The sequence below is a fragment of the Streptomyces sp. NPDC005648 genome (assembly GCF_040605395.1).
Taxonomy (GTDB): domain Bacteria; phylum Actinomycetota; class Actinomycetes; order Streptomycetales; family Streptomycetaceae; genus Streptomyces.
The window spans coordinates 79,676-100,330 of sequence record NZ_JBEXCS010000007.1 but is presented as its reverse complement, the minus strand read 5'-3'; the positions used below and the strand labels follow the sequence as shown (position 1 = coordinate 100,330).

Below are 20,655 nucleotides of genomic sequence, written 5' to 3'. Positions count from 1 at the left end.
GTGTCGGTTGCCGAGTTCTCGCCGGTTGGTCGCTGAGCCCTTGCCATGCCGGGTGCCGGGCGCTCGCTGTGCCGGTTGCCGAGTCTTCGCCGTGTCGGTTGCTGAGCTCTCGGCGGGATCGTCCGGAGATCGACGTGCGGGGCGGTGTGCGAGGATCGAACGCATGGGGACGACAGGTGGGCGCCGGGTCGGCCGGCCGAGGGCCGCGCAGCGGCCGGACAGCGGGCTCTCGCCGCGCGACGAACTCCTCGCGGCGGCCGCCGAGTTGTTCACCACCCGCGGCTACGCGGCCACCACCACACGGGCGGTCGCCGAGCGTGCGGGCATGCGCCAGGCGTCCATGTACCACTACGTCTCCGGCAAGGAGGAACTCCTCGCCGATCTCCTGGAGTCCACGGTCACGCCCTCGCTCGCGTACGCGCGCGAGCTGCTCGCCGACGACGCGAGCCCGGCCGAGGAGCGGCTGTGGGAGCTGTGCCGGACGGACGTGGAATTGCTGTGCGGCGGCTCGCACAACCTCGGCGGGCTGTACCTGCTGCCCGAGGTGCGGGCCGACCGGTTCGCCGGGTTCCATGCCGTGCGCGCCGAACTCAAGGACGCCTACCGGCAGTTGCTGGCCGCCACTGCGGCGGGCGGAGGGCTCGCCAAGAGCGAGCTGGAGCTGCGGACGGATCTGCTCTTCGGGTTGATCGAGGGCGTGATCCTCGTGCACCGATCCGACCCCGAGCGTTCCGTGTCGGTGTTTGCGGAGGCCACGGCGGACGCCGCCCTGCGTATCGCGGGCGTCTGAGGCGCCGTAGAAGTTACTGCCTGAAGGCGGTCTTCACCCGTCACAGCGAGTGAGTTTCGTACACCCATTCTTCGTGACGCAGTGTGTGCGAGTGAGGGCGCAGCGTGTAAATGGAGCTGAGAGTACTCGCTTCGCGCGCCCCTTTTCAGGTGCTTGCTGAATATGACACGGCGATGATCCGGTCGGACTAAGCTCGCCCGCAGCGCACCGAGTTGAGGTGTATTCGTGCGCTTGTTCCCCATATGTGATACTCCCAGCCGATTCGTTCAGAGGGCCTACATGGTGAGTGTTCAGTCCCCGCCCGGGCGCCGTGAACTTCCGTACGCGCGCGTGCTGTTGTTCCCCGCCATACTGATGGCCGCGGCGACCGGAGCCGCCGTCGCGGCGGTGGCCGAGCCGGCCCGTGCGGCCGTCGGCTGGTGCGGCGCCGTAGCGACGCTCCTGGTCATCGCGACGGCGGCCGAAGCGGTACGACGCGGCCGCGCCCTGCGCACCCTGCGTGACGAGAACGCCCGTCACACTGCGTATCTGGAACGGCGCATCGCGGGCCACGACCAGGAGATGCTCCGTCTCGCGGAGGAGATCACGCCGGCCGCGCTGAACTGGTTGCGCGCCGGAAATTCCCCCGGAGAGGTGATTCGCCGAATCGCCGACATCGACCCGAGCTACGGCCAACTTTCCCAGGGACAGCTCCGGTTGCTGAGGAAGGTGCTCGACATCGTCGACACCGAGGAAGCCCTGCGGGACTCCTCCCAGCGCTCCTTCGTCAGCATCGCCCGGCGCGTCCAGGCGATCGTCCACCAGCAGAACAAGGAACTGCGGGAGATGGAGGAGGACCACGGGCGCAACCCCGAGGTCTTCGACGACCTGCTCCGCATCGACCACGGCACCGCGCTGATCGGCCGCCTCGCCGACTCCATCTCGGTGCTCGGCGGTGGCCGGCCCGGACGCCAGTGGCCGGCGCCCGTCCCGCTGTACAGCGTGCTGCGCGGCGCCATGTCCCGCATCCTGGAGTACCGGCGCATCTCGCTCGACAACATCGCCAAGGTCAACATCGCCGGCATCTCCGTCGAGCCGGTCATCCACGCCTGCGCCGAACTCCTCGACAACGCCACGCGCTACTCGCCGCCGCAGACCAAGGTGCACGTCATCGCCAGTGAGGTGCAGACCGGTATCGCCATCGAGATCGAGGACGCCGGCGTCAGCCTCAGCGAGGAGGCGCGGGCCAAGGCCGAGCGGATGCTGGAGCAGGCCATGGCCGGTGTCGACCTCCAGGAGCTCGGCGACTCCCCGCGTCTGGGCCTCGCCGTCGTCGGCCGTCTGTGCAAGGCGTACGACATGCAGATCTCGCTGCGCTCCTCGGCGTACGGCGGCGTCCGCGCCGTCCTCGTCGTGCCGCGCGCGATGATGACCACCGATCCCGCGCCCGGCCTCGCCCACGGCGTCGGCGCGGCAGCGGCACCCAAGGTCGAGTTCGGGGGTCCGGAAGGTCCCAAGCGAGCCCCCAAGCGACGCCGCCCCACCAGCCCGCGCATCCCGGCAGGGGTGTCCATGGAGGACGAGGTCCCCGTCGTCACCGAGTGGACCGCGGGCGGACTGCCCCAGCGGCGCAGTCGGGTCAAGACCCCGCTCAGCGTGCGGATCGCCGAACAGGCCGCCGCCGAACGCGCCGAGCGGGAGGCCCGGGAAGCCCGTGAGGCCCGCGAGGCGCGCGAGGGGCGGCCCGCCTGGGCGACGCCCGCGCCGGAGCCGGAGCCCGAGAAGCAGGACGAGCCCGAACCGGGGCTCTGGGTCGAGGCGTTCTGGAACGGCCTGAAGGGCACGCCCGACCCGTTCGACACCCCCCAGCCGAACAACGAGCCGGCCCGCGTTGAGGCCGACGACGAGAGGGACCACAAGTGATCCAGCAGCGAGCCAACTTCGACTGGATGCTCAAGGATCTCGCCGACGGAGTACCGGGCATCGAGATGATCGTGGTGCTCTCCGCCGACGGCCTGCGCATCGCTCGCTACGGGGGCGATCCGGACGCGGCCGACCGCGTGGCGGCGGCCTGCGCCGGCCTGCAGAGCCTGGCCGGTGCCGTGGCCCATGAGATCCCGGACAGCGACGGCCGGATGAAGATGGTGCTCATCGAGATCAACGGCGGCTACTTCTATCTGATGGCCGCGGGCCCCAACGCCTACCTCGCGGTTCTCTCCGACGTGGTCGCCGAACCCGGGCTGATGAGCAACCGGATGCGCGACCTCGTCGTCAGAATCGGCGCCCATCTCACCAGTCCGCCGCGGCGCAACGGGCAGACCGTATGACTCCTCCGCAACGCCGACGGCGATTCGCCAAGGAAGTACCACCCCCGACACCTCTCGTCGCGGAAGGCGGAGAGGTCAAAGCCGGCAAGGAAGCCAAGGAGGCCAAAGAGGGCGATCCGAAGGCCCCGGAGCGGCTCTACGTGGTCGCCGGGCCGGACGGACAGCGAGCCGACCTCGACCTGGTCACCTTAGTCGTGGCCGGCGCCGACCCGCCGCCCTCCGCCACGCCGGAGCAGTCGGCGATCCTCCGGCTCTGCACGGCCCCCCTGTCGGTGGCCGAGCTCTCTGCCTATCTGAACCTGCCGTTCAGTGTGGTGACCGTGCTGCTCACCGAGATGCTGGCGGCCGAACTGGTGCAGGCGCGCGCCCCGGTCGTCCGGCAGGCGACGCTCCCCGACCGTTCCCTTCTCGAAGCGGTGATGCATGGACTTCAAAGGCTCTGACACCATCCCCGGACCACGCACAGAGGATCATCTGCCGCAGACGGCCCAGGCGGCGGTGAAGATCGTGATCGTGGGCGGCTTCGGAGTCGGCAAGACGACGATGGTCGGCTCGGTCAGCGAGATCAGGCCGCTGACCACCGAGGAGACCATGACGCAGGCCGGGATCGGGGTCGACGACAACTACGGCTCCGACACCAAGACGGCCACCACCGTGGCCATGGACTTCGGCCGTATCAGCATCACCGACCAACTGGTGCTCTACCTCTTCGGCACCCCCGGCCAGGAGCGCTTCTGGTTCCTGTGGAACGGCCTGTTCGAGGGCGCCCTCGGCGCGGTCGTACTGATCGACACGCGTCGTCTGGAGGTCAGCTTCGACGTCATAGGGCGCCTGGAGGAGCGTGGTGTGCCCTTCGTGGTCGCCGTCAACTCCTTCCCGGACGCGCCCCGTTACCCCGTCGACGACCTGCGCACCGCACTCGACCTGCCCAAGGAGATCCCGATCATCGAGTGCGACGCCCGCCGCCGCGCCTCCAGCCGGGACGTCCTGATGACCCTGATGCACTTCCTCCATTCACTGGCTACGGCTCGGGCGAACGTCTGAGCGACGGGGGAGAGGACATCAACTTTCGTGCCGACGGGGCCGATCCTCGCTCGTGCCAACGGGCCCGATCCGCTGTCGTCGTGCCAACAGGACCCCAATCCCTCTCGTACCACCCGGATCCACTTCATCTTCGGAACCTTCGGAGCGACCATCGTGAGCCGAGAACCCCTCTTCCCACCCACCACCCACGAACCCACCACCGCCCCACCCCCCGGCTGCCCCGCCCACGGCACCGGCCCCGGCGGACTGCGCCGGCTGTACGGGCCCGATGCGGAGGATCTGGGGGCGGTGTACGAGGAGCTGCGGGCGGAGCATGGGAGTGTGGCGCCGGCGTTGTTGCATGAGGACGTGCCCATCTGGGTGGTGCTGGGGCATACCGAGAACCTGCAGATGGTGGCTACACCCACCCGGTACACCCGTGACACCCGGCTGTGGACGTGTCTGCAGGACGGCACGGTCAAGCCCGACCACCCCCTCATGCCGATCGTCGCCTGGCAGCCCATCTGCTGCCATGCCGAGGGCGAGGAGCATCTGCGGCTACGCGGCGCGGTCACCGGTGCCATGTCGACCATCGACCACCGAGGCATCCGCCGCTACATCAACCGCGCCACCCAGCACCTCGTCAACAAGTTCTGCGAGGAGGGCCGGGTCGATCTGGTCAGCCAGTTCGCCGAGCACCTGCCGATGGCCGTGATGTGCGAGATCCTCGGCATGCCGGACGAGTACAACGACCAGATCGTGCATGCCGCCCGCGACATGCTCAAGGGCACCGAGACCGCCATCGCCAGCAACGCGTACCTCATGGACGTCCTGATGCGGCATGCCGTGCGCCGCCGGGCGCAGCCCGAGGACGACTTCACCAGCCACCTGATCAACCACCCGGCAGGGCTCACGGACGAGGAGGTCGGACACCACCTGCGCGTCGTCCTGATCGTCTCGTACGAGGCCACGGCGAACCTGCTCGCCAACGTGCTGCGCGTGGTACTCACCGACCCGGGATTCCGCGCCCAGCTCAACGGCGGTCAGATGACGGTGCCGCAGGCGGTCGAGCAGTCCCTGTGGGACGAGCCGCCGTTCAGCACCATTCTCCCGTACGTCGCCAAGCAGGACACCGAGTTGGGCGGCCAGCGCATCCGCAAGGGGGACGGCCTCATCCTGGGCATGGCGCCGGGCAACGCAGACCCGCGCGTCCGTCCCGAGCCCAACGCCAACATGTACGGCAACCGGTCACACCTGGCCTTCAGCGGCGGCCCCCACGAGTGCCCGGGTCAGGACATCGGCCGAGCCATCGCCGACGTCGGCGTCGACGCGCTGCTGACCCGACTCCCGGACGTCGAACTCGCTTGTGACGAGGATGAGTTGAGGTGGCGGGAGTCCATTTCCAACCGCCACCTCGTGGAACTCCCGGCGAAGTTCGCGCCGAAGCCCCAACAGGACGTCATGCAGCGGCCCTCCATCAACCCGTTGCCGCAGCAGCGCCCGAACGACTGGGAAGTCAGCAACGTGCAGCCGTCGGCCGCCACCGAACGTCCCGCAGCCTCGAAGCCCGCCGCTCCGACGCCGACGGCGATGCCCGAACCAGCTGCCCGACAGAACGTCTTCCGACGCCTCCTGCGCTGGTGGCGCGGCGACTGAGCCGACCGCACTCCGCACGTCTGCCCGGTACGTGACATCTACCCGTACCGGGCACGCTCGTTACTTGGGGCCTGGTGGCTCGATCCGGCTGACGGTATCGGGCCACCAGGTTCACGATCAGACGTACGAGGAATAGACTCCTCGCGGATCGAGCCTGCCCCACGTTCGCCCACCGGCCGGCATCGATCATTGCCTTGCCCCCTTTCTGTTCACCACCCCTCGTCACCTGTGCGCCGGCTCATTGCCACGAGCTCCGGCGCATCGGCGCGTTGAGCGGTGTGTGCGGCGAACGGACCGTTCGATGTGCGTGCGCGATCGCTTTTGCGCCCTCATGCGCCCCCTGTCGATCGCTTGCCTCGCGTGGTGGCCCTGCGTCTACTGATGACGTGGACCTCGTGAGAGCCGCCATGGGCACTGTTCACCGGGTTCTGAACCAACAACCGTCTAGGGGGCGTTCAAAAGCGTTCATGACTCGATCAATGGCGCCCACTACCGGTGCGGACCCAACTGCGATGTGATTAAAGGGCGTACCAGCAATGGCGGTACGACGCGTTCGCGCCATCACGGAAGGGGGAGGACCACAGCTCGTCAGCCGCAAGCACTCAGGCGCCGCAGACCTGGAGGAACTCGTGCACGCTGTGATCCCGACGTATCCGGAACCCGCCACCCCGAATCTGAGCCCGTACACCGAGAAGATCGAGGAGTACGTCCGCTCGCTCGGCGAACGGCTGGGGCTGGCAGAGACTCAGGGGGGCCGGGAACGGCTGGAGGCAGGCTACGGGCGCTTTGTCGCCTGGACCTATCCGGAAGCCTCGTTCCGCGATCTATGCCTCTGCGCGGAATGGCTCTTCTTCACTTTCATCCTGGACGATTTGCACACTCTGAAGGTCTACGACACTCCGGAGGCGTGGGCACCGGTCCACCGCCGCCTGATGGACATCATCGACACCGGGGAAGACCGGGCCCCCGCCAGGGAGCGAACTCCCTTCACGCAGGCGCTCACAGACCTTTCCGTGCGTACCGCTGAGAGGCTCTCACCCGCGCTGCTCAGGCGGTTGAACCGCCACCTGGACCTGTTCTTCCAAGGGTTCGCCGAGGAATCCGAGAATCGGTTCCGCGGTACTCCGCCGGGGATCGACAGCTTCACTCACACCAGGCGACTGTCCGTTGGCATGGAGTTCGGCTTCGACCTTGTCGAACTCAGCCTCGACACGGAGGTACCCGACGGCATATACGAGACAGGCCTGTTCCGCGAGATCATCGACGCCGCGAGCGATGTGGTCGCCTGGCAGAACGACCTGCATTCGGTGCACCTCGACAACAAGCGTGGCGATTTCCACAACGTTGTCATCGTGACCCAGCATGCTGTCGGCATTTCGCTGCAGGAAGCCATCGAATCGACCGTTGCGAAGGTGCGGAGGCGAGTGGCCGATTTCCTGGCAGCGGAAGAGCGACTCGTGCCCTTCTTGACGAGCCGTGGTGTGCCGTCCGGAGTCCGCCAGGAGATCCTGCAGGTCACTGCCGGAATGAGGCAGTGGACCAACGGATGTCTGGAGTGGTACGGGAACACCACCCGTTACGCAATGCCCTCGACCTTGGGTGAGGCGGATCAGCAACACGCTCACCTGCAGGTGCTCCTTCCGAGTCAGGAGCATGCATCGGCGTAGTGCGGCTCGGTGCACTGATTCGCCGACATCCCGGATCGACAAGAAGGGCCAACGCGCCATGGCAATGGACCATGAAGGCATCACACAGGCTCCAGGGGCACTGCCGATCGTCGGGCATCTGGTCCCCCTGCTCCGCGACCCGCTGCACTTCCTGAAAACCCTCGGCTCCCACGGTGACCTGGTACAGATACGGTTAGGTCCCCAAACGGCTGTCGTGGTGTGCCGCCCCGAGCTCGTGCAGGAGGTCCTTCTGCACGACCGCGTCTACGACAAGGGCGGACCCATCATCGAACGGATCGGGAACGCGCTCGGGGAGGGGCTCGCCTCGTGCCCCCACAGCGCCCACCGGCGACAGCGGCGCACCTTGCAGCCGGCTTTCTCACGCTCCTGCCTGCATGAGTACGCCGCCATCATGACCGAGCAGATCGAAACACTCACCACCGGCTGGAGCGAAGGACAGACTGTTGACGTAGCCACTCAGCTGTACACGTTCGCCAGTGGCACCATCGCTCGGACACTGTTCACCGCCAAAGCCGCGGAACCCGCGATAGACACCGTGAAGGAGTGTCTGCCGGACATCTTCCGAGGCATCTACCAGCAGGCCGTTCTCCCTCCCTGGCTGAACCGACTGCCACTTCCGTCGAACCTGCGCTACAAACGGGCCCGTAACCGCGCCTGGGCAGAGGTCAGCAAGACCATCAGCCTGTACCGGCAGGACGACGAGACTCACGGCGACGTGCTGTCGATGCTGCTCAAGACGCGTGACGACGCGGGAGGCGCCCTCGGCGATGCCGAGATCCACGCGCAGATCATGACCCTGCTGGTCGCCGGCATCGAATCCACCGCAGTGGCTCTCACCTGGGCGGCGCATCTCCTGTGCCAGTACCCCGACATCCAGGAGCGGCTGCGCACCGAGACGACCAAGGCTCTCGGCACCCGGACCGCCACCTGGGACGACCTCCCCCAGCTCGACCTCGCGCGTCGGGTCATCACCGAGACCCTGCGCCTGTACCCGCCCGGATGGATATTGACTCGGACGACCGCCACGGAAGCTCGGCTGGCGAACGCCGTGATCCCCCCGGAGACCACCCTGGTCTACAGTCCGTACCTCATTCACCACGACGAACGGTTCAATCCGCGCCCCGGCTCATTCGATCCCGATCGGTGGCTTCCGGAGGAGCAACACATGCGCGGCGCCTTCATTCCCTTCGGCGGAGGGGCGCGGAAGTGCATCGGCGACAACTACGCGATGACCCTGGCGACGCTGGCCCTGGCCACGATCGTGACCCGATGGCGGCTCTCGCCCGTCGACAGCCGACCCCCGAAGGTGGAACCCCGCATGACCCTGGCTCCGCACGACCTTCACGTACGGGTCGAGTGTGTGGAGCGCGAGCCCGCCCAGTCGTCGTAGGAGAACCAGGCCTGAAGTGCCCGCGCACTGCGGAACCGGTGCTCCACCCCGGTGACCGGATCGGTGAACTCCAGTGCCCGTGCCAGTAGTTGGAGCGGGCGCCGGAAGTCACCAGCCGGCACGGCGGCGGCCACCACCGGGTAGAGCGGATCACCGAGGATGGGCAGCCCGAGGGTGTTCATGTGGACGCGGAGCTGATGGGTCTGCCCGGTGTGCGGAGTCAATCGGTACCGGCCCAGACCGCTTTCCGCCCGGTGCCCGATCAACTCGACACGGCTCACGGCGTTCGGCTCGCCGGCCACCTCGTAAGCAGCGAGCACCCCTCGGTCCTTCACAATCCGGCTGCGCACGGTCCGAGGCAGAGCAAGAGCGGGATCGTACGGCGCCACCGCCTCGTACTCCTTCCGCACCCGCCGATCGGCGAACAGGGACTGGTATGCGCCCCGCTCCTCGGGCCGCAACGTGAACAGCACCAGTCCGGCTGTGAGCCGGTCCAACCGGTGCGCCGCGCCCAGCGTCGGGATGCCGAGCTCCCGGCGCAGTCGGGCGACGGCGGTCTCCCTGACGTGGCTGCCGCGCGGGATGGTGGACAGGAAGTGTGGCTTGTCGACGACCACGATGTGCTCGTCCCGGTGGACGACCTCCAGCGGGAACGGCACCGGTACCTCGTCGGGCAGTTCCCGGTGGAACCAGACGAACATGCCGGGTTCGTACGCCGCGTCGGATGCGACGGCGCGTCCGTCGACGCCGACTATCTCGCCCGCCTCGAACATCCTGTCGACCACCCCGACCCCGGCTCCACTCAGTCGCTCCACCAGGTAGGTGCGGACGGTGGCCCACGGCCCCTCGGCCGGCAGCCTGACTCGCACGGGATCCACTCCGTGCCGTTGAGGCAGCGGAGAGGGCGGGGTCCGTCGTCTGCGTGTCATCGCGATCAAGCCTACGGCCCCGGAAAACCCGTTGGACCGTCCGAGTACTCCCGGCAGGATGCGCACCATGCCCTACACCACCGCCCCCGTCCTGCCCCCGGGAACCCTCTCCCGTAGCCCCCAGCCCGTGCTCCCCACCGGTGACGGGCTGGTTCTGCGGCCCTGGCGGGGGCGGGATGTCGCTGCTGTGCATGAGGCCTTTCAGGATCCGTTGATGCATCAGTGGCACATCCGGCGCAGCGACTCCGAGGCGGAGGTCGCCGGGTGGATCGAGGGGTGGGAGAAGGAGTGGGAGGGGGAGCGGGACGCCCAGTGGGCCGTGGTCGACGCGGACAGCGATCGGCTGCTGGGCCGGGTCGCGCTGCGGAGCATCCACCTCGTCGACGGTCTCGCCAAGGTGGCGTACTGGACCACGGCGGCGGCCCGGGGCCAGGGTGTCGCCACTCGTGCGACGGCAACCCTGACCCGCTGGGCCTTCGAGGAGATCGGATTCCATCGCCTCGAACTCCTGCACGCGGTGGCCAATGAACCGTCCTGCCGGGTCGCCGAGAAGGCGGGGTTCGCCCTGGAGGGCGTCAAGCGCAGTGCCGCCTTGCACCAGGACGGATGGCACGACATGCATCTGCACGGACGGGTTCGGGGGGACTGATCACTGACCCCGTAGGGGAGGAGGGGGCCGGATTTCTAGGCCGCCGCCTCCTGCACCGGCCTCTCCGGCGACGTCGTTCCGGCGCCGGTCCGGTTTCGGTACAGCCTGAATGCGGCGCCCAGGATCAGCGTCGCCGCCAGGAACAGCACCGTGAACCACTGGAAGTACCAGTGCCCGCCCGCCGGGTCGTACACCGTGGCTCGGGGCCAGGCCAGGTTGAGGGTCATGAGGAGGCCGTAGAGGAGGGCGAGGGCGTTGACGGGGATGCCCCAGCGGCCGAGGGAGAAGAGCCTGGCGCCCGTCTCGTCGGTGCCCTCCGAGGTGAACTCGCCGCGCAGACGCCGTAGGAGAAGGGGGCCGGTGACCATCGCGTACGCCAGGTACAGCATCACGATGCAGGTCGTGCCGATGGCCAGGAACGCGTCCGGTGAGGCGAAGTTCAGCAGGAGCAGGGCCGCCGCCAGGACGCCCACCACCACGGCGGGGGCGCTGGGCATACCGGTACGCGGGTTGACGTGGGCGAGGCGCCTGGAGAACGGGAGCTGGCCGTCGCGGGCCATCGAGAACAGCATGCGGCAGGCCGCCGTCTGGATGGCCAGGGTCGCCACCGCGATCGCCACGACCACGTCGGCGAGCAGCGCCTTGCCCACCCCGTCGCCGAGGCGGCTGGTCAGGACGTAGCTCAGGCCGTCGACGCCGAGATGGCCGTCGGTGAGGCTGGGGGCGGCGAGCAGGCCGCCGAGGATGACCAGGCCGCCCAGGAGGCCGGCCGCGGCGAGCGCGGTGAGGATCGTGCGAGGCGCCGTACGCCTCGGGTTGTGCGTCTCCTCGCTCATCTCGCCCGCGCTGTCGAAGCCGATCATCACGTACGCCGCCGTGAACGAGCCGATGAGCAGGGCGCCCAACAGGCCCGAGCTCGCGGCGCCTTCGGTGTGGAAGGTGATGCCGGGCGAGCGCTTGGAGTGGGTCAGCAGAAGGACGATGATCAGGATCGCGCCGATGATCTCCGCGGTCACTCCGACCCGGTTGATCACCGACATCACCCTGTTGTCCACGATGTTCACGATCGTGGTCAGGACCAGCAGGATCACGCCGAGTACGGCCGCGTTGGCCGCGCCGTCCTGAGAGGTCACCGCCGAGTCGGTGCCCACGAGTTGGAAGCCCGACCAGATCGCCGGCAGCACCATCTGGAGGGCGAGCGCCGCCGCGGCCACCACCACGATCTGGCCGATCACCATGATCCAGCCCGCGAACCAGCCGAAGGTGACGTTCGACAGGCGCGACGACCACTGGTAGATGGCGCCCGAGATCGGGTAGCGGGCGGCGAGTTCCGCGAAGCACGCGGCCACCAGCAACTGCCCGACCAGTACCGCCGGCCAGGCCCAGAAGAAGACGGGGCCGCCGAACGCGTACCCGAAGGCGAAGAACTGGAAGACGGTCGTGAGGACCGAGATGAACGAGAAGCCGGCCGCGAAGGAGGCATAGCGGCCCAGGCTGCGGTGCAGCTCCTGGCGGTAGCCGAACTCGGCGAGAGAGCCGTCGTCCGGTGCGTGCGGGGGGTCGGGGCGTACGTCGGAGGGGGCGGTTGTCGTCACGGCGGCACCTGCCTTCGGCGCGGATCCTGAGTGGATTCCTGTCAGGCGACAGAAATTAGGGAGCGGCTGTTTCGCGCGCGTCACGCCGGTATGTCGGGGGCGGGCCCAAGTCCTCACGTGCTTGCTATGCACATCAAAACGCGATACATCGTGAGTGTTGACGAGCCTCGATGGATCGCGATATGTTCGGCTACGGATATTCGTGAGCGAGGTAATGGGTAAGGGAGGTGGCCCGTCGTGGTGATGAAGCGCCGCAAGCTCGGCAATCCGCTGGCGCTCGCCGTGCTGGTCACCCTCTGGCAGAAGCCCATGCATCCTTACGAGATCGCCCAGACCCTGCGCCGGCAGGGCAAGGACTCCAGCACGAAGATCAAGTACGGCTCGCTCTACACGGTCGTGCGGAACCTGGAGAAGCACGGCTTCGTCGAGGTCGCCGATGTCGAGCAGCAGGGCAACCGCCCCGAGCGCACGGTCTACCGGGTGACCGAGGCCGGTCGCGAGGAGACGACCGAATGGATGTCCGATCTGCTGGCCGAACCGGCCAAGGAGTTCCCGATCTTCGAGACCGCGCTGTCGCTCATCGGGGTGGTCCACCCGGACGACGTCGTGCGCCTGCTCGCGGAGCGGGTGAAGGCCCTGGACGTGCAGGCGGCCGGCGCCCGCGGGGCCCTGGAGAAGCTGTACGAGACCGTCCCCAGGCTCTTCCTGGTGGAGGTCGAGTACCAGTTGCACATGACCGAGGCGCAGGCGGAGTGGGTCCGCGGCTTCCTGGAGGAGATCAGGAAGGGCTCGCTGCCCGGCGTCGACGGTTGGCGGCACCTGCATGAAACGGGGGAGCTGCCACCCGAGTTCACCCAGTGAGGAACGACCCCGGACGAGCTGTTGCAGCAGCCCGGCCGGGGTCTCGAACCCCGAACTGACTCCGCCGTGCGGCAGGCCAGGCGATCGAGGTGCGGCACACCCAGGATAGCCCGGCGCTCCCCACGCGGATCAGTTGTCATCCGCTCACTCAGGAGCTGTCGTCATGAGTAGTACCCGTGCGCCCGCCGTGGAAGCGCGCCGCCTGATCAAGACCTACCCGGGCGATGTCACCGCCCTCGCCGGCATGGACGTCACCGTCGAACCGGGCACCGTCTTCGGCCTCCTCGGTCCGAACGGCGCCGGCAAGTCCACCACCGTCAAGATCCTCACCACCCTCGCCCGCCCCGACTCGGGCACCGCCACCGTCGCCGGGCACGATGTGCTGCGCCACCCCGACCGGGTGCGCCGCGCGATCGGAGTGGTCGCCCAGAACTCCGGAGCCGACCCCGTCGCCACGGGCCGCGAGAACCTCCAACTCCAGGGCAGGCTCTACGGCGTGAAGGGCGCCGCCCTCGGCGTCCGCGTGGAGGAGTTGCTCGACCGCTTCGGCCTCGCCGAGGCCGCCCGGCGTCCGGTCAAGACCTACTCCGGTGGAATGCGGCGCCGCCTGGACGTGGCCCTCGGCCTGGTGCACCGGCCCGAGGTGCTGTTCCTCGACGAGCCGACGACGGGGCTCGACCCGGAGGCCCGCACCGCCATGTGGGACGAGATCGACCGGCTGGCGGGGGAGGAGGGGCTGACGATCCTCCTCACCACGCACTACCTCGACGAGGCCGACCGGCTCGCCGAGCGCATCGCCATCGTCGACCGGGGCCGGGTCGTGGTCGAGGGCACCCCGGACTCCCTCAAGGGGGAACTCCGCGGTGACGCCGTCCACCTGGAACTGGGCGAGGCGGTCGGCGAGGCCGGGCGGACCCTGCTCCAGGGCGCCATCGGTCAACTGCCCGGCATGCACGAGGTGCTGATCGACGGCCGCCGGATCAGTGTCCGCGCCGACGACGGTGCGACCGCCGTGCCCGCCCTGCTCGCGGCCCTGGAGCGGGCCGGGGTCGGGGTCGCCGCCGCGACCGTCGCCCGGCCCTCCCTCGACGACGTCTACCTCCGTTACGCGGGCCGCCGTTACTCCGAGGCGGACACCGAAGCCACCGGGAACCTCGTCCTCGCCGGAGGTGCGCGATGAGCACGGCCGTCTCCCAGACCTGGTACATGACGCAGCGTCAACTCATGGTGTTCACACGCCAGCCGGCGTACGCGATCATCACTCTGATCCAGCCGGTGATCTGGCTCTTCCTGTTCGGCAACCTGTTCAAGAAGGTCGTCGAGCTGGGCGGCTTCGGCACCACCACCTACCTCACCTATCTCGTCCCGGGTGTGGTGGTGATGAGTGCGCTCAGCTCCAACATGTGGGCGGGCATGGGCACGCTGGAGGAGATCCAGCGCGGCACCCTCAACCGGTTCCTGACCACACCGGTCAGCCGGGCCGCGCTGATGAACGGCAACGTCGTCAACAACGGCCTGGTCACCGCGTTCCAGTCGGTCGTCATCGTGCTGCTGGCCCTGGCGGGCGGTGCCGACTACCCGGGTGGCGTCGGCGGTGTCGCGATCCTGGTCCTCGCCGCCGTGCTGCTCGGCACCGTCTTCGGGGCGCTGTCCAATGCGCTGGGGATGCTGGTGCGGGAGCGGGAGTCGATCATCGGCATCAACACCTTCCTGCTGCTGCCACTGACCTTCCTGTCGAGCGCTTTCATGGCGCCGTCGCAGATGCCCTCCTGGATGCGACACATCGCGGACTTCAACCCGCTCAACTGGGCGATGGTCGCGGGCCGTTCGGCCCTGTCCGCGCACCCCGACTGGGGCGACGTGCTCAGCCGGGGAGGGGCGCTGCTGGCACTCGCGATCGCGGCGGTGTGGCTGTCGATCCGGACGTTCCGGTCGTATCAGCGGTCGGTGTAGGCGCGAATCAGCGGTCGGTGGAAGCGCGACTCGGGGGTCGGTGCAAGCGTGACTCGGCGGTCGCCGTAGGCGCAACAGAAAGCGGCCCGCGCCGGTGCGCGGGCCGTAGTGCCGTGCCCGGGACTCCGAGCTGCGGAGGGCGGAGCCCGGGTCAGGCCGCCGGGGCCCCCTCCTGCTCCGACTCGATGCGTGCGTTCCACTCCCGCTTCGACGCCTGCCAGCCGTCCTCGTTGTGGCCGAGGCGCCAGTAGCCGGAGATCGACAGGTCCTCGCGGGGGATCTGCAGCTCGACACGCAGCAGTTGGCGCAGCTCCTTCACGAAGTGCGCCTCGCCGTGGACGAAGGCGTGCATCCGGCCCTCCGGGAACTCCAGCGCCCGTACGGTCTGGGCGAGCAGATCGCCGACGGGCCGGTCTCCGCGGTGCAGCCAGACGACCTCCACGTCGGAGTCGATCTTCTGCTCCTCCTCGGGGCCGGACACCTCGATGAAGGCATGGGCGACGGCACCCCCGGGGAGCGACTCCAGGGACCGGGCGATCGCGGGTAGAGCGCTCTCGTCACCGGCGAACAGATGCCAGTCGGCGCTGAGATCGGGCGCGTAGGCGCCGCCCGGGCCCATGAAGCGCACGGTCTCGCCCGGCTGGACGCGCGCCGCCCACGGGCCGGCGAGGCCCTCGTCGCCGTGGACCACGAAGTCCAGGGTCAGTTCGAGGGACTCCGGGTCGAAGGCCCGCACGGTGTACGTCCGCGTCACCGGCCACTGCTCGCGCGGGAGTTGTTCCCGGATGCGCTCCATGTCGAAGGGCTCGGGATAGGTCACGCCCTCGGCCGGGGGGAACAGCAGCTTCACATAGTGGTCGGTGCAGGTGTCGGCCGTGAAACCGGCCAGCTCCTCGCCTCCGAGGACCACGCGCTGCATGTGCGGGGTCAGCCGTTCTGTGCGGACGACCTGCGCGGAATGGGGCTTCCGCGGCCTCCGAGCCGGACGTTCTGCCATGACGGCCTCCCATGCTTTCTGGCTTAGGCTTACCTAAGTTAGCACCCCTCCCCCGGGTAACACTTTAAAGAGAGTTATATTTCCGGAAACGAGAACGTCGTTTACGTGCCGAGCGTGCTCAGTAGCCGGTGCAGTGAGCCGCCCAGCCCCCAGCGCGCCCCCAGCTCGGCCAGCCCGGACGGGTCGCGCGGAGTGTGCGGCAGGGCGGTGTCCACGTCCGGCAGCGGGACGTCGTCGGCGACCTTGACGACCTTCGGGGCGACCGCGACGTACGGCCGCGCCTCGTCGAGCCGCTTGCGCTGCGACGGTGTGAGCTTCGCCTTCGGATCGTCCACCGCGGCCATGATCCCGGCCAGGTCCCCGAACTCGGCGAGCAGTTTCGAGGCCGTCTTCTCGCCGATGCCCGGCACACCCGGCAGACCGTCGCTCGGGTCGCCGCGCAGCAGCGCCAGAGCCGCGTACCCCGGCCCGTCGACCCCGTACTTCTCGCGCAGCCACGCCTCGTCGGTCAGCTGCAGCGAGCCGACGCCCTTGAGGGGGTAGAGGACGCGCACCCCCCGCTGGTCGTCGACGAGTTGATAGAGGTCGCGGTCGCCGGTCACGATGTCGACCGGGATCTTCGCGCGCGCCGTGAAGGTGCCGATCACGTCGTCCGCCTCGTACGGCTCGACGCCCACCCGCGCGATGCCGAGCGCGTCCAGCACCGCCTCGATCACCGGCACCTGTGGCGACAGCGTGTCCGGCACCTCCTCCTCGTCCGGACCCGCCTCGTGCTCCTCGGCCACACGGTGCGCCTTGTAGGAGGGGATGAGGTCGACCCGCCACTGCGGGCGCCAGTCGGCGTCCATGCAGGCCACCAGATCGCTGGGGCGGTGGTCCTTGACCAGGCGGTCGATGAATTCCAGCAGTCCGCGCACGGCGTTCACCGGAGTGCCGTCCGGGGCCTTCACGGACTCCGGGACGCCGAAATAGGCGCGGAAATAGAGCGAGGCGGTGTCGAGGAGCATCAGTCGTCCGGTCACGTCTCGCATCATGCCGTACAGGACTGACAGTCACCCGTCGGTGAGCAGCCGGCGTCCGCGCGGCTCGGCCCGTCGCCGCCCGGCTCCGCCGTAGCGGGCGCCGCGGTTCGTGTCCACGACACGAACGGAATCCGGCCAACCACACAGCGCTACACCAACCCCCGAGGTCGGCCGGCCACATCACCGTCCCCGCTGTTCACGCTCTTCGGAACCGAGGAGAAATGCGGACCCGAAGCGTCCAGGGAACTGGTCTACTGACGAGAGTTGGCGAATTGACCGCACGCGCTGTTTACGGGTGTGTGACGGTCGCATGAAACAGTTTGCCGAACCTGCGTAAGGTGCAGAGAACTCTTCAGAAGCAGAGCACTCCTCAGGAGTGCCGGGACCGACGAGCGAGGGAGGGAGCCGGAGCGATGGGCGACCACAAAGACGACCACAAGGAACAGCCGCTGCGCGTGGGCGCGGCCGTACGGCGCAGGCGCCGCGCGCTGGAACTCACCCTGGCCGCCGTGGCCGAGCGCAGCGGTCTGTCGGTCCCCTTCCTGAGCCAGATCGAGAACGACCGGGCCCGCCCCAGCCGTACCTCCCTGGAGAAGGTCGCCGACGCCCTGCGTACGACGGCCGTGGAGCTCCTCGCCGCCGCCGACCCGGCGTGCAGCGTGGACGTGGTGCGCGCGGAGGGTCCGGAGCCGGGTCCCGAACCGCGTGTGCGCTCCCTGGTGCGCGGTCACCACCAGATGCACGCCTCGGAGTTCATCGGCGACCATGAGGCCGGCCGTGAATTCCAGTACCGCAACGACCAGTTGATGTTCGTCGCCGAAGGCGCCGTGGAGATCGAGGCGGAGGGCCGCGCCTACCGGCTGGGCCGCGGCGACACCCTGTACCTGACGGGTGGCGTGCGCCACCGCTGGCGCGCGACCGTGCCCGACACCCGCCTGCTCGTGGTCGCGGTGGCCGAGCACGTCGAGGCGGTCCAGGACCGGCAGCGGTAGTGCCGCCGCGGGTCGTCTCGCTGGTCCCGTCCCTCACGGAAGCCGTGGCGGTGTCGGTCCCCGGCGCCCTGGTCGGCGCCACCGACTGGTGCACGCACCCGGCCGGCCTGGACGTACCGCGCGTCGGCGGCACCAAGAACCCGAAGCTGGACCGCGTCCTCGCCCTCGCGCCGGACCTGGTGGTGGCGAACGCGGAGGAGAACCGCGAGGGCGATGTGGAGGCGCTGCGAGAGGCGGGCGTCGAGGTCCTGGTGACAGTGGTATGTGACATACCACAGGCATTTCACCAGCTCAGCGAGGTCCTCGACGCCTGCGGAGCACCCTCCCGCCCCCGCTGGCTGGACGAGGCCGAAGAGATCTGGACGACGCTGCGGCCCCCCGAGCGCCGCAGCACCGCGGTGGTCCCCGTCTGGCGTCGGCCCTGGATGGTCCTGGGGCGCGACACCTTCGCGGGTGACGTCCTCTCCCGCCTCGGCGTGGAGCACGTGTACACGACGCACCCCGACCGCTACCCCCGCGTCCCGCTCGAAGAGCTGCGGGCGGCCGCCCCCGACCTCGTGGTCCTCCCGGACGAGCCGTACCGCTTCACGGCCGAGGAAGGGCCGGAGGCCTTCCCCGGGCTGCGCTGCGCGCTCGTCAGCGGACGGCATCTGACGTGGTACGGGCCGTCGTTGACGCAAGCACCACACGTGCTGGGCGAGGCCCTGCGAGCAGCTCTCCGCTGAGCAGACCCCGCGCGGTGTGCAGGGCGGCGACGGCCCAGGCGGCGACGAGGACGCCGTACAGCCCGACCGCCAGCCAGTCGTACACGAAGAGGTCGAGACGGCGGGCCAGGCTCTCCGCCCCCGTGACACAGGTGCCCACCGGGAAGGTGAACGCCCACCAGGTCATGGCGAACCCCATTCCGTCCCGGCGGGCGCGTACGACATGAGCGGTCGCGAACGCCAGCCAAAGCAGGGCGAAGCCCATGACCGGCACGCCGTACAGCACGGCGAGCACACCGAAGCCCTCGCCGTACGGCGCCGCTACGACGCCCGGTGCCACGTCCGCGAACCTGCCGACGGCGGTGGTGGACTGCCCAAGGGGGCCCAGCACCAGGAACAGCGTCGGCGTGAGGGCGAGCGGCAGGGGCCCGCCGGTGACCAGCCGGGCGAAGACCAGCGGCAGCATCAGCAGCGTCGCGAACAGACTCAGCCCGAACAGCGCGACACACGCGAGAAGCAGGGTCTGACGCGGCTGCCCCGGCGGCAGATACGGCACCAGCGAAGGACCGAGCGCCGCGGACACCATGGGCGCGACCAGCGGCAGCAGCCACACGGGCGTGGCCTGACGGGGCTCCACCCTGTGTCGTACGGCCATGAGGTACGGGACCGCGACGGCGGCCGCCAGCCCCACGACCGTCCCGGCGGTGAACAGCACGGCGTCGAGCGCGAGGGCCGCGCCGAGTCCGATCCAGGGCCGGCCGGCGGTGAGGGCGCCGCCGCCGACGGCCAGCAGGGCCATGGCGAGGCAGCCGTAGAAGGGAGCGGTCGCCGGGTCGAGGAGGTGGGCGCGGGCCTGGTCGCGGTGGTGGTGCCAGTGCAGGGCGCGGGCGACGAGGAGGGTCAGCAGAAGGGCGAGGGAGAGCGCCCAGACGGCCGCGCGGACGGTGCGCAGGCCGGGGACGCCGAGGGGGAGGGTCGCTCCCGCGGTGGCGACTACGGCGGTGCCCATGACGGTGGCGTACCAGTTGGGCCCGAGGTGACGGACGGCGGTGACCATGTGTCCACCGTCTCGCCGGGGGGCCGCGGCGACCAGGGACTCTGTCTCTATGGGGACATAAACTGGGGTTATGAGCGAGGCGGAGGAGCGATCGGACACCGCGCGTCCCGTGCCCGGCGGGACGCTGGCGCACCGGGTGCCCGATCTCGGGGCGCTGGAGCTGCTGCTGGCGGTGGCGCGGCTGGGGAGTCTGGGCGCGGCGGCTCGTGAGGTGGGGATCACCCAGCCGGCGGCGAGCAGCCGGATCCGGTCGATGGAGCGGCAGCTCGGGGTGGCGCTGGTGGACCGTTCGCCCCGGGGGTCCCGGCTGACCGACGCCGGGGCGCTGGTGACGGACTGGGCGCGGCGGATCGTGGAGGCGGCGGAGGCCTTCGACGTGGGCGCTCAGGCGCTGCGGGACCGGCGGGACTCGCGGCTGCGGGTGGCGGCGAGCATGACGATCGCGGAGTACCTGCTGCCGGGGTGGCTGCTCGCGCTGCGGGCCGGCCGGCCCGACACGGCGGTGTCCCTGCTCGCGGGGAACTCGGCGGCGGTGGCGGAGCGGTTGCTGTCCGGGGAGGCGGATCTGGGGTTCGTGGAGGGGGTGAGTGTGCCGCCGGGGCTGGATTTCGCGGTCATCGCCCATGACCGGCTGATCGTGGTGACGGCGCCCGGGCACGCGTGGGCGCGGCGCCGACGGCCGCTGGAGGCCTCGGAGTTGGCGGCCACCCCGCTGATCCTGCGGGAGGAGGGCTCCGGGACCCGGCAGGTGCTGGACGCCGCGCTGGGCGGGCTCGCCCGGCCGCTGATCGAGCTGTCCTCGACGACGGCGGTGAAGGCGGCGGCGGTGAGCGGCGCCGGGCCTGCGGTGCTGAGCGAACTCGCCGTGGGGGAGGAGCTGGCGATGCGGCGGCTGGTGCGGGTGCCGGTGGAGGGGGTCGCGCTGGCACGGGACCTACGGGCCGTGTGGCCGACGGGGCATCGGCCGGTGGGGCCGGCCCGAGAGCTGCTGTCCCTGACCCGGGGTTAGCCGAACCGCCTTGGGGGCTGCGCCCCCAGACCCC

General features: G+C 69.5%; 20 protein-coding genes. 15 read left to right on the top strand and 5 right to left on the bottom strand.

The annotated features are described in order from the left end of the window. The first annotated feature begins 163 nt into the window (after positions 1 to 163). The 8 genes from ABZT17_RS06185 (at position 164) to ABZT17_RS06150 (ending at position 8,853) form a co-directional block, all read left to right on the top strand. Positions 164 to 790, top strand: coding sequence for a helix-turn-helix domain-containing protein (locus ABZT17_RS06185; RefSeq protein WP_356344308.1), 627 nt, complete (start codon positions 164 to 166; stop codon positions 788 to 790). 279 nt (positions 791 to 1,069) lie between these two features. Next, a complete protein-coding gene (locus ABZT17_RS06180) occupies positions 1,070 to 2,692 on the top strand; it encodes an ATP-binding protein (RefSeq protein ID WP_356344307.1) in 1,623 nt (540 codons plus the stop codon). Then, a complete protein-coding gene (locus ABZT17_RS06175) occupies positions 2,689 to 3,096 on the top strand; it encodes a roadblock/LC7 domain-containing protein (RefSeq protein ID WP_356344304.1) in 408 nt (135 codons plus the stop codon). Before ABZT17_RS06180 ends, ABZT17_RS06175 begins: the two co-directional genes overlap by 4 nt. Beyond that, positions 3,093 to 3,539, top strand: a complete 447-nt coding sequence (locus ABZT17_RS06170; RefSeq protein ID WP_356344302.1) for a DUF742 domain-containing protein — start codon at positions 3,093 to 3,095, stop codon at positions 3,537 to 3,539. Before ABZT17_RS06175 ends, ABZT17_RS06170 begins: the two co-directional genes overlap by 4 nt. Continuing rightward, positions 3,520 to 4,140, top strand: a complete 621-nt coding sequence (locus ABZT17_RS06165) for an ATP/GTP-binding protein (protein ID WP_356344299.1) — start codon at positions 3,520 to 3,522, stop codon at positions 4,138 to 4,140. Before ABZT17_RS06170 ends, ABZT17_RS06165 begins: the two co-directional genes overlap by 20 nt. A gap of 153 nt (positions 4,141 to 4,293) precedes the next feature. Then, entirely contained in the window at positions 4,294 to 5,775 is a 1,482-nt protein-coding gene (locus ABZT17_RS06160) for a cytochrome P450 (protein WP_356344297.1), read from the top strand. Between the two features lie 629 nt (positions 5,776 to 6,404). After that, complete coding sequence (locus ABZT17_RS06155; protein WP_356344294.1) at positions 6,405 to 7,442, top strand: hypothetical protein; 1,038 nt, start codon at positions 6,405 to 6,407, stop codon at positions 7,440 to 7,442. Positions 7,443 to 7,500: 58 nt separating this feature from the next. Next, positions 7,501 to 8,853 carry a cytochrome P450 gene (locus ABZT17_RS06150; protein ID WP_356344292.1) on the top strand — a complete coding sequence of 451 codons (1,353 nt, stop codon included), beginning with the start codon at positions 7,501 to 7,503 and terminating at the stop codon, positions 8,851 to 8,853. On the opposite strand, the gene ABZT17_RS06145 is transcribed toward ABZT17_RS06150, so the two are convergent. Beyond that, on the bottom strand, positions 8,805 to 9,782 hold the full coding sequence (locus ABZT17_RS06145) for an RluA family pseudouridine synthase (RefSeq protein WP_356344289.1): 978 nt from the start codon (positions 9,780 to 9,782) through the stop codon (positions 8,805 to 8,807). The two genes, ABZT17_RS06150 and ABZT17_RS06145, sit on opposite strands and share 49 nt — an antisense overlap. A 67-nt stretch (positions 9,783 to 9,849) precedes the next feature. Between ABZT17_RS06145 and ABZT17_RS06140 the strand changes: the two genes are divergently transcribed. Next, positions 9,850 to 10,431, top strand: coding sequence for a GNAT family N-acetyltransferase (locus tag ABZT17_RS06140; RefSeq protein ID WP_356344286.1), 582 nt, complete (start codon positions 9,850 to 9,852; stop codon positions 10,429 to 10,431). Positions 10,432 to 10,466: 35 nt separating this feature from the next. Here the strand turns inward: ABZT17_RS06140 and ABZT17_RS06135 are convergent, their stop codons facing one another. Next, positions 10,467 to 12,026, bottom strand: coding sequence for an amino acid permease (locus ABZT17_RS06135; RefSeq protein ID WP_356344283.1), 1,560 nt, complete (start codon positions 12,024 to 12,026; stop codon positions 10,467 to 10,469). A 243-nt stretch (positions 12,027 to 12,269) separates the two neighbouring features. Here ABZT17_RS06135 and ABZT17_RS06130 point away from each other — a divergent pair, with 243 nt between their 5' ends. The 3 genes from ABZT17_RS06130 (at position 12,270) to ABZT17_RS06120 (ending at position 14,840) form a co-directional block, all read left to right on the top strand. Further along, on the top strand, positions 12,270 to 12,887 hold the full coding sequence (locus ABZT17_RS06130; RefSeq protein WP_356344463.1) for a PadR family transcriptional regulator: 618 nt from the start codon (positions 12,270 to 12,272) through the stop codon (positions 12,885 to 12,887). A gap of 163 nt (positions 12,888 to 13,050) precedes the next feature. Then, a complete protein-coding gene (locus ABZT17_RS06125; RefSeq protein ID WP_356344281.1) occupies positions 13,051 to 14,067 on the top strand; it encodes an ATP-binding cassette domain-containing protein in 1,017 nt (338 codons plus the stop codon). Beyond that, entirely contained in the window at positions 14,064 to 14,840 is a 777-nt protein-coding gene (locus ABZT17_RS06120) for an ABC transporter permease (RefSeq protein WP_356344278.1), read from the top strand. Before ABZT17_RS06125 ends, ABZT17_RS06120 begins: the two co-directional genes overlap by 4 nt. Positions 14,841 to 14,991: 151 nt before the next feature. On the opposite strand, the gene ABZT17_RS06115 is transcribed toward ABZT17_RS06120, so the two are convergent. Continuing rightward, complete coding sequence (locus tag ABZT17_RS06115; protein ID WP_356344275.1) at positions 14,992 to 15,837, bottom strand: siderophore-interacting protein; 846 nt, start codon at positions 15,835 to 15,837, stop codon at positions 14,992 to 14,994. Between the two features lie 101 nt (positions 15,838 to 15,938). Next, on the bottom strand, positions 15,939 to 16,868 hold the full coding sequence (locus ABZT17_RS06110) for a 5'-3' exonuclease (protein ID WP_356344460.1): 930 nt from the start codon (positions 16,866 to 16,868) through the stop codon (positions 15,939 to 15,941). A 404-nt stretch (positions 16,869 to 17,272) separates the two neighbouring features. Here ABZT17_RS06110 and ABZT17_RS06105 point away from each other — a divergent pair, with 404 nt between their 5' ends. Both ABZT17_RS06105 and ABZT17_RS06100 read left to right on the top strand, forming a co-directional pair. After that, positions 17,273 to 17,851: an XRE family transcriptional regulator gene (locus tag ABZT17_RS06105; protein ID WP_356344273.1), complete on the top strand. Its 579-nt coding sequence runs from the start codon at positions 17,273 to 17,275 to the stop codon at positions 17,849 to 17,851. Next, positions 17,851 to 18,576: a helical backbone metal receptor gene (locus tag ABZT17_RS06100; protein WP_356344271.1), complete on the top strand. Its 726-nt coding sequence runs from the start codon at positions 17,851 to 17,853 to the stop codon at positions 18,574 to 18,576. Before ABZT17_RS06105 ends, ABZT17_RS06100 begins: the two co-directional genes overlap by 1 nt. Here ABZT17_RS06100 and ABZT17_RS06095 read toward each other — a convergent pair. Further along, on the bottom strand, positions 18,488 to 19,612 hold the full coding sequence (locus tag ABZT17_RS06095) for a TDT family transporter (RefSeq protein WP_356344268.1): 1,125 nt from the start codon (positions 19,610 to 19,612) through the stop codon (positions 18,488 to 18,490). The two genes, ABZT17_RS06100 and ABZT17_RS06095, sit on opposite strands and share 89 nt — an antisense overlap. 70 nt (positions 19,613 to 19,682) lie before the next feature. Here ABZT17_RS06095 and ABZT17_RS06090 point away from each other — a divergent pair, with 70 nt between their 5' ends. Beyond that, a complete protein-coding gene (locus ABZT17_RS06090) occupies positions 19,683 to 20,621 on the top strand; it encodes a LysR family transcriptional regulator (RefSeq protein ID WP_356344266.1) in 939 nt (312 codons plus the stop codon). Positions 20,622 to 20,655 lie beyond the last annotated feature (34 nt).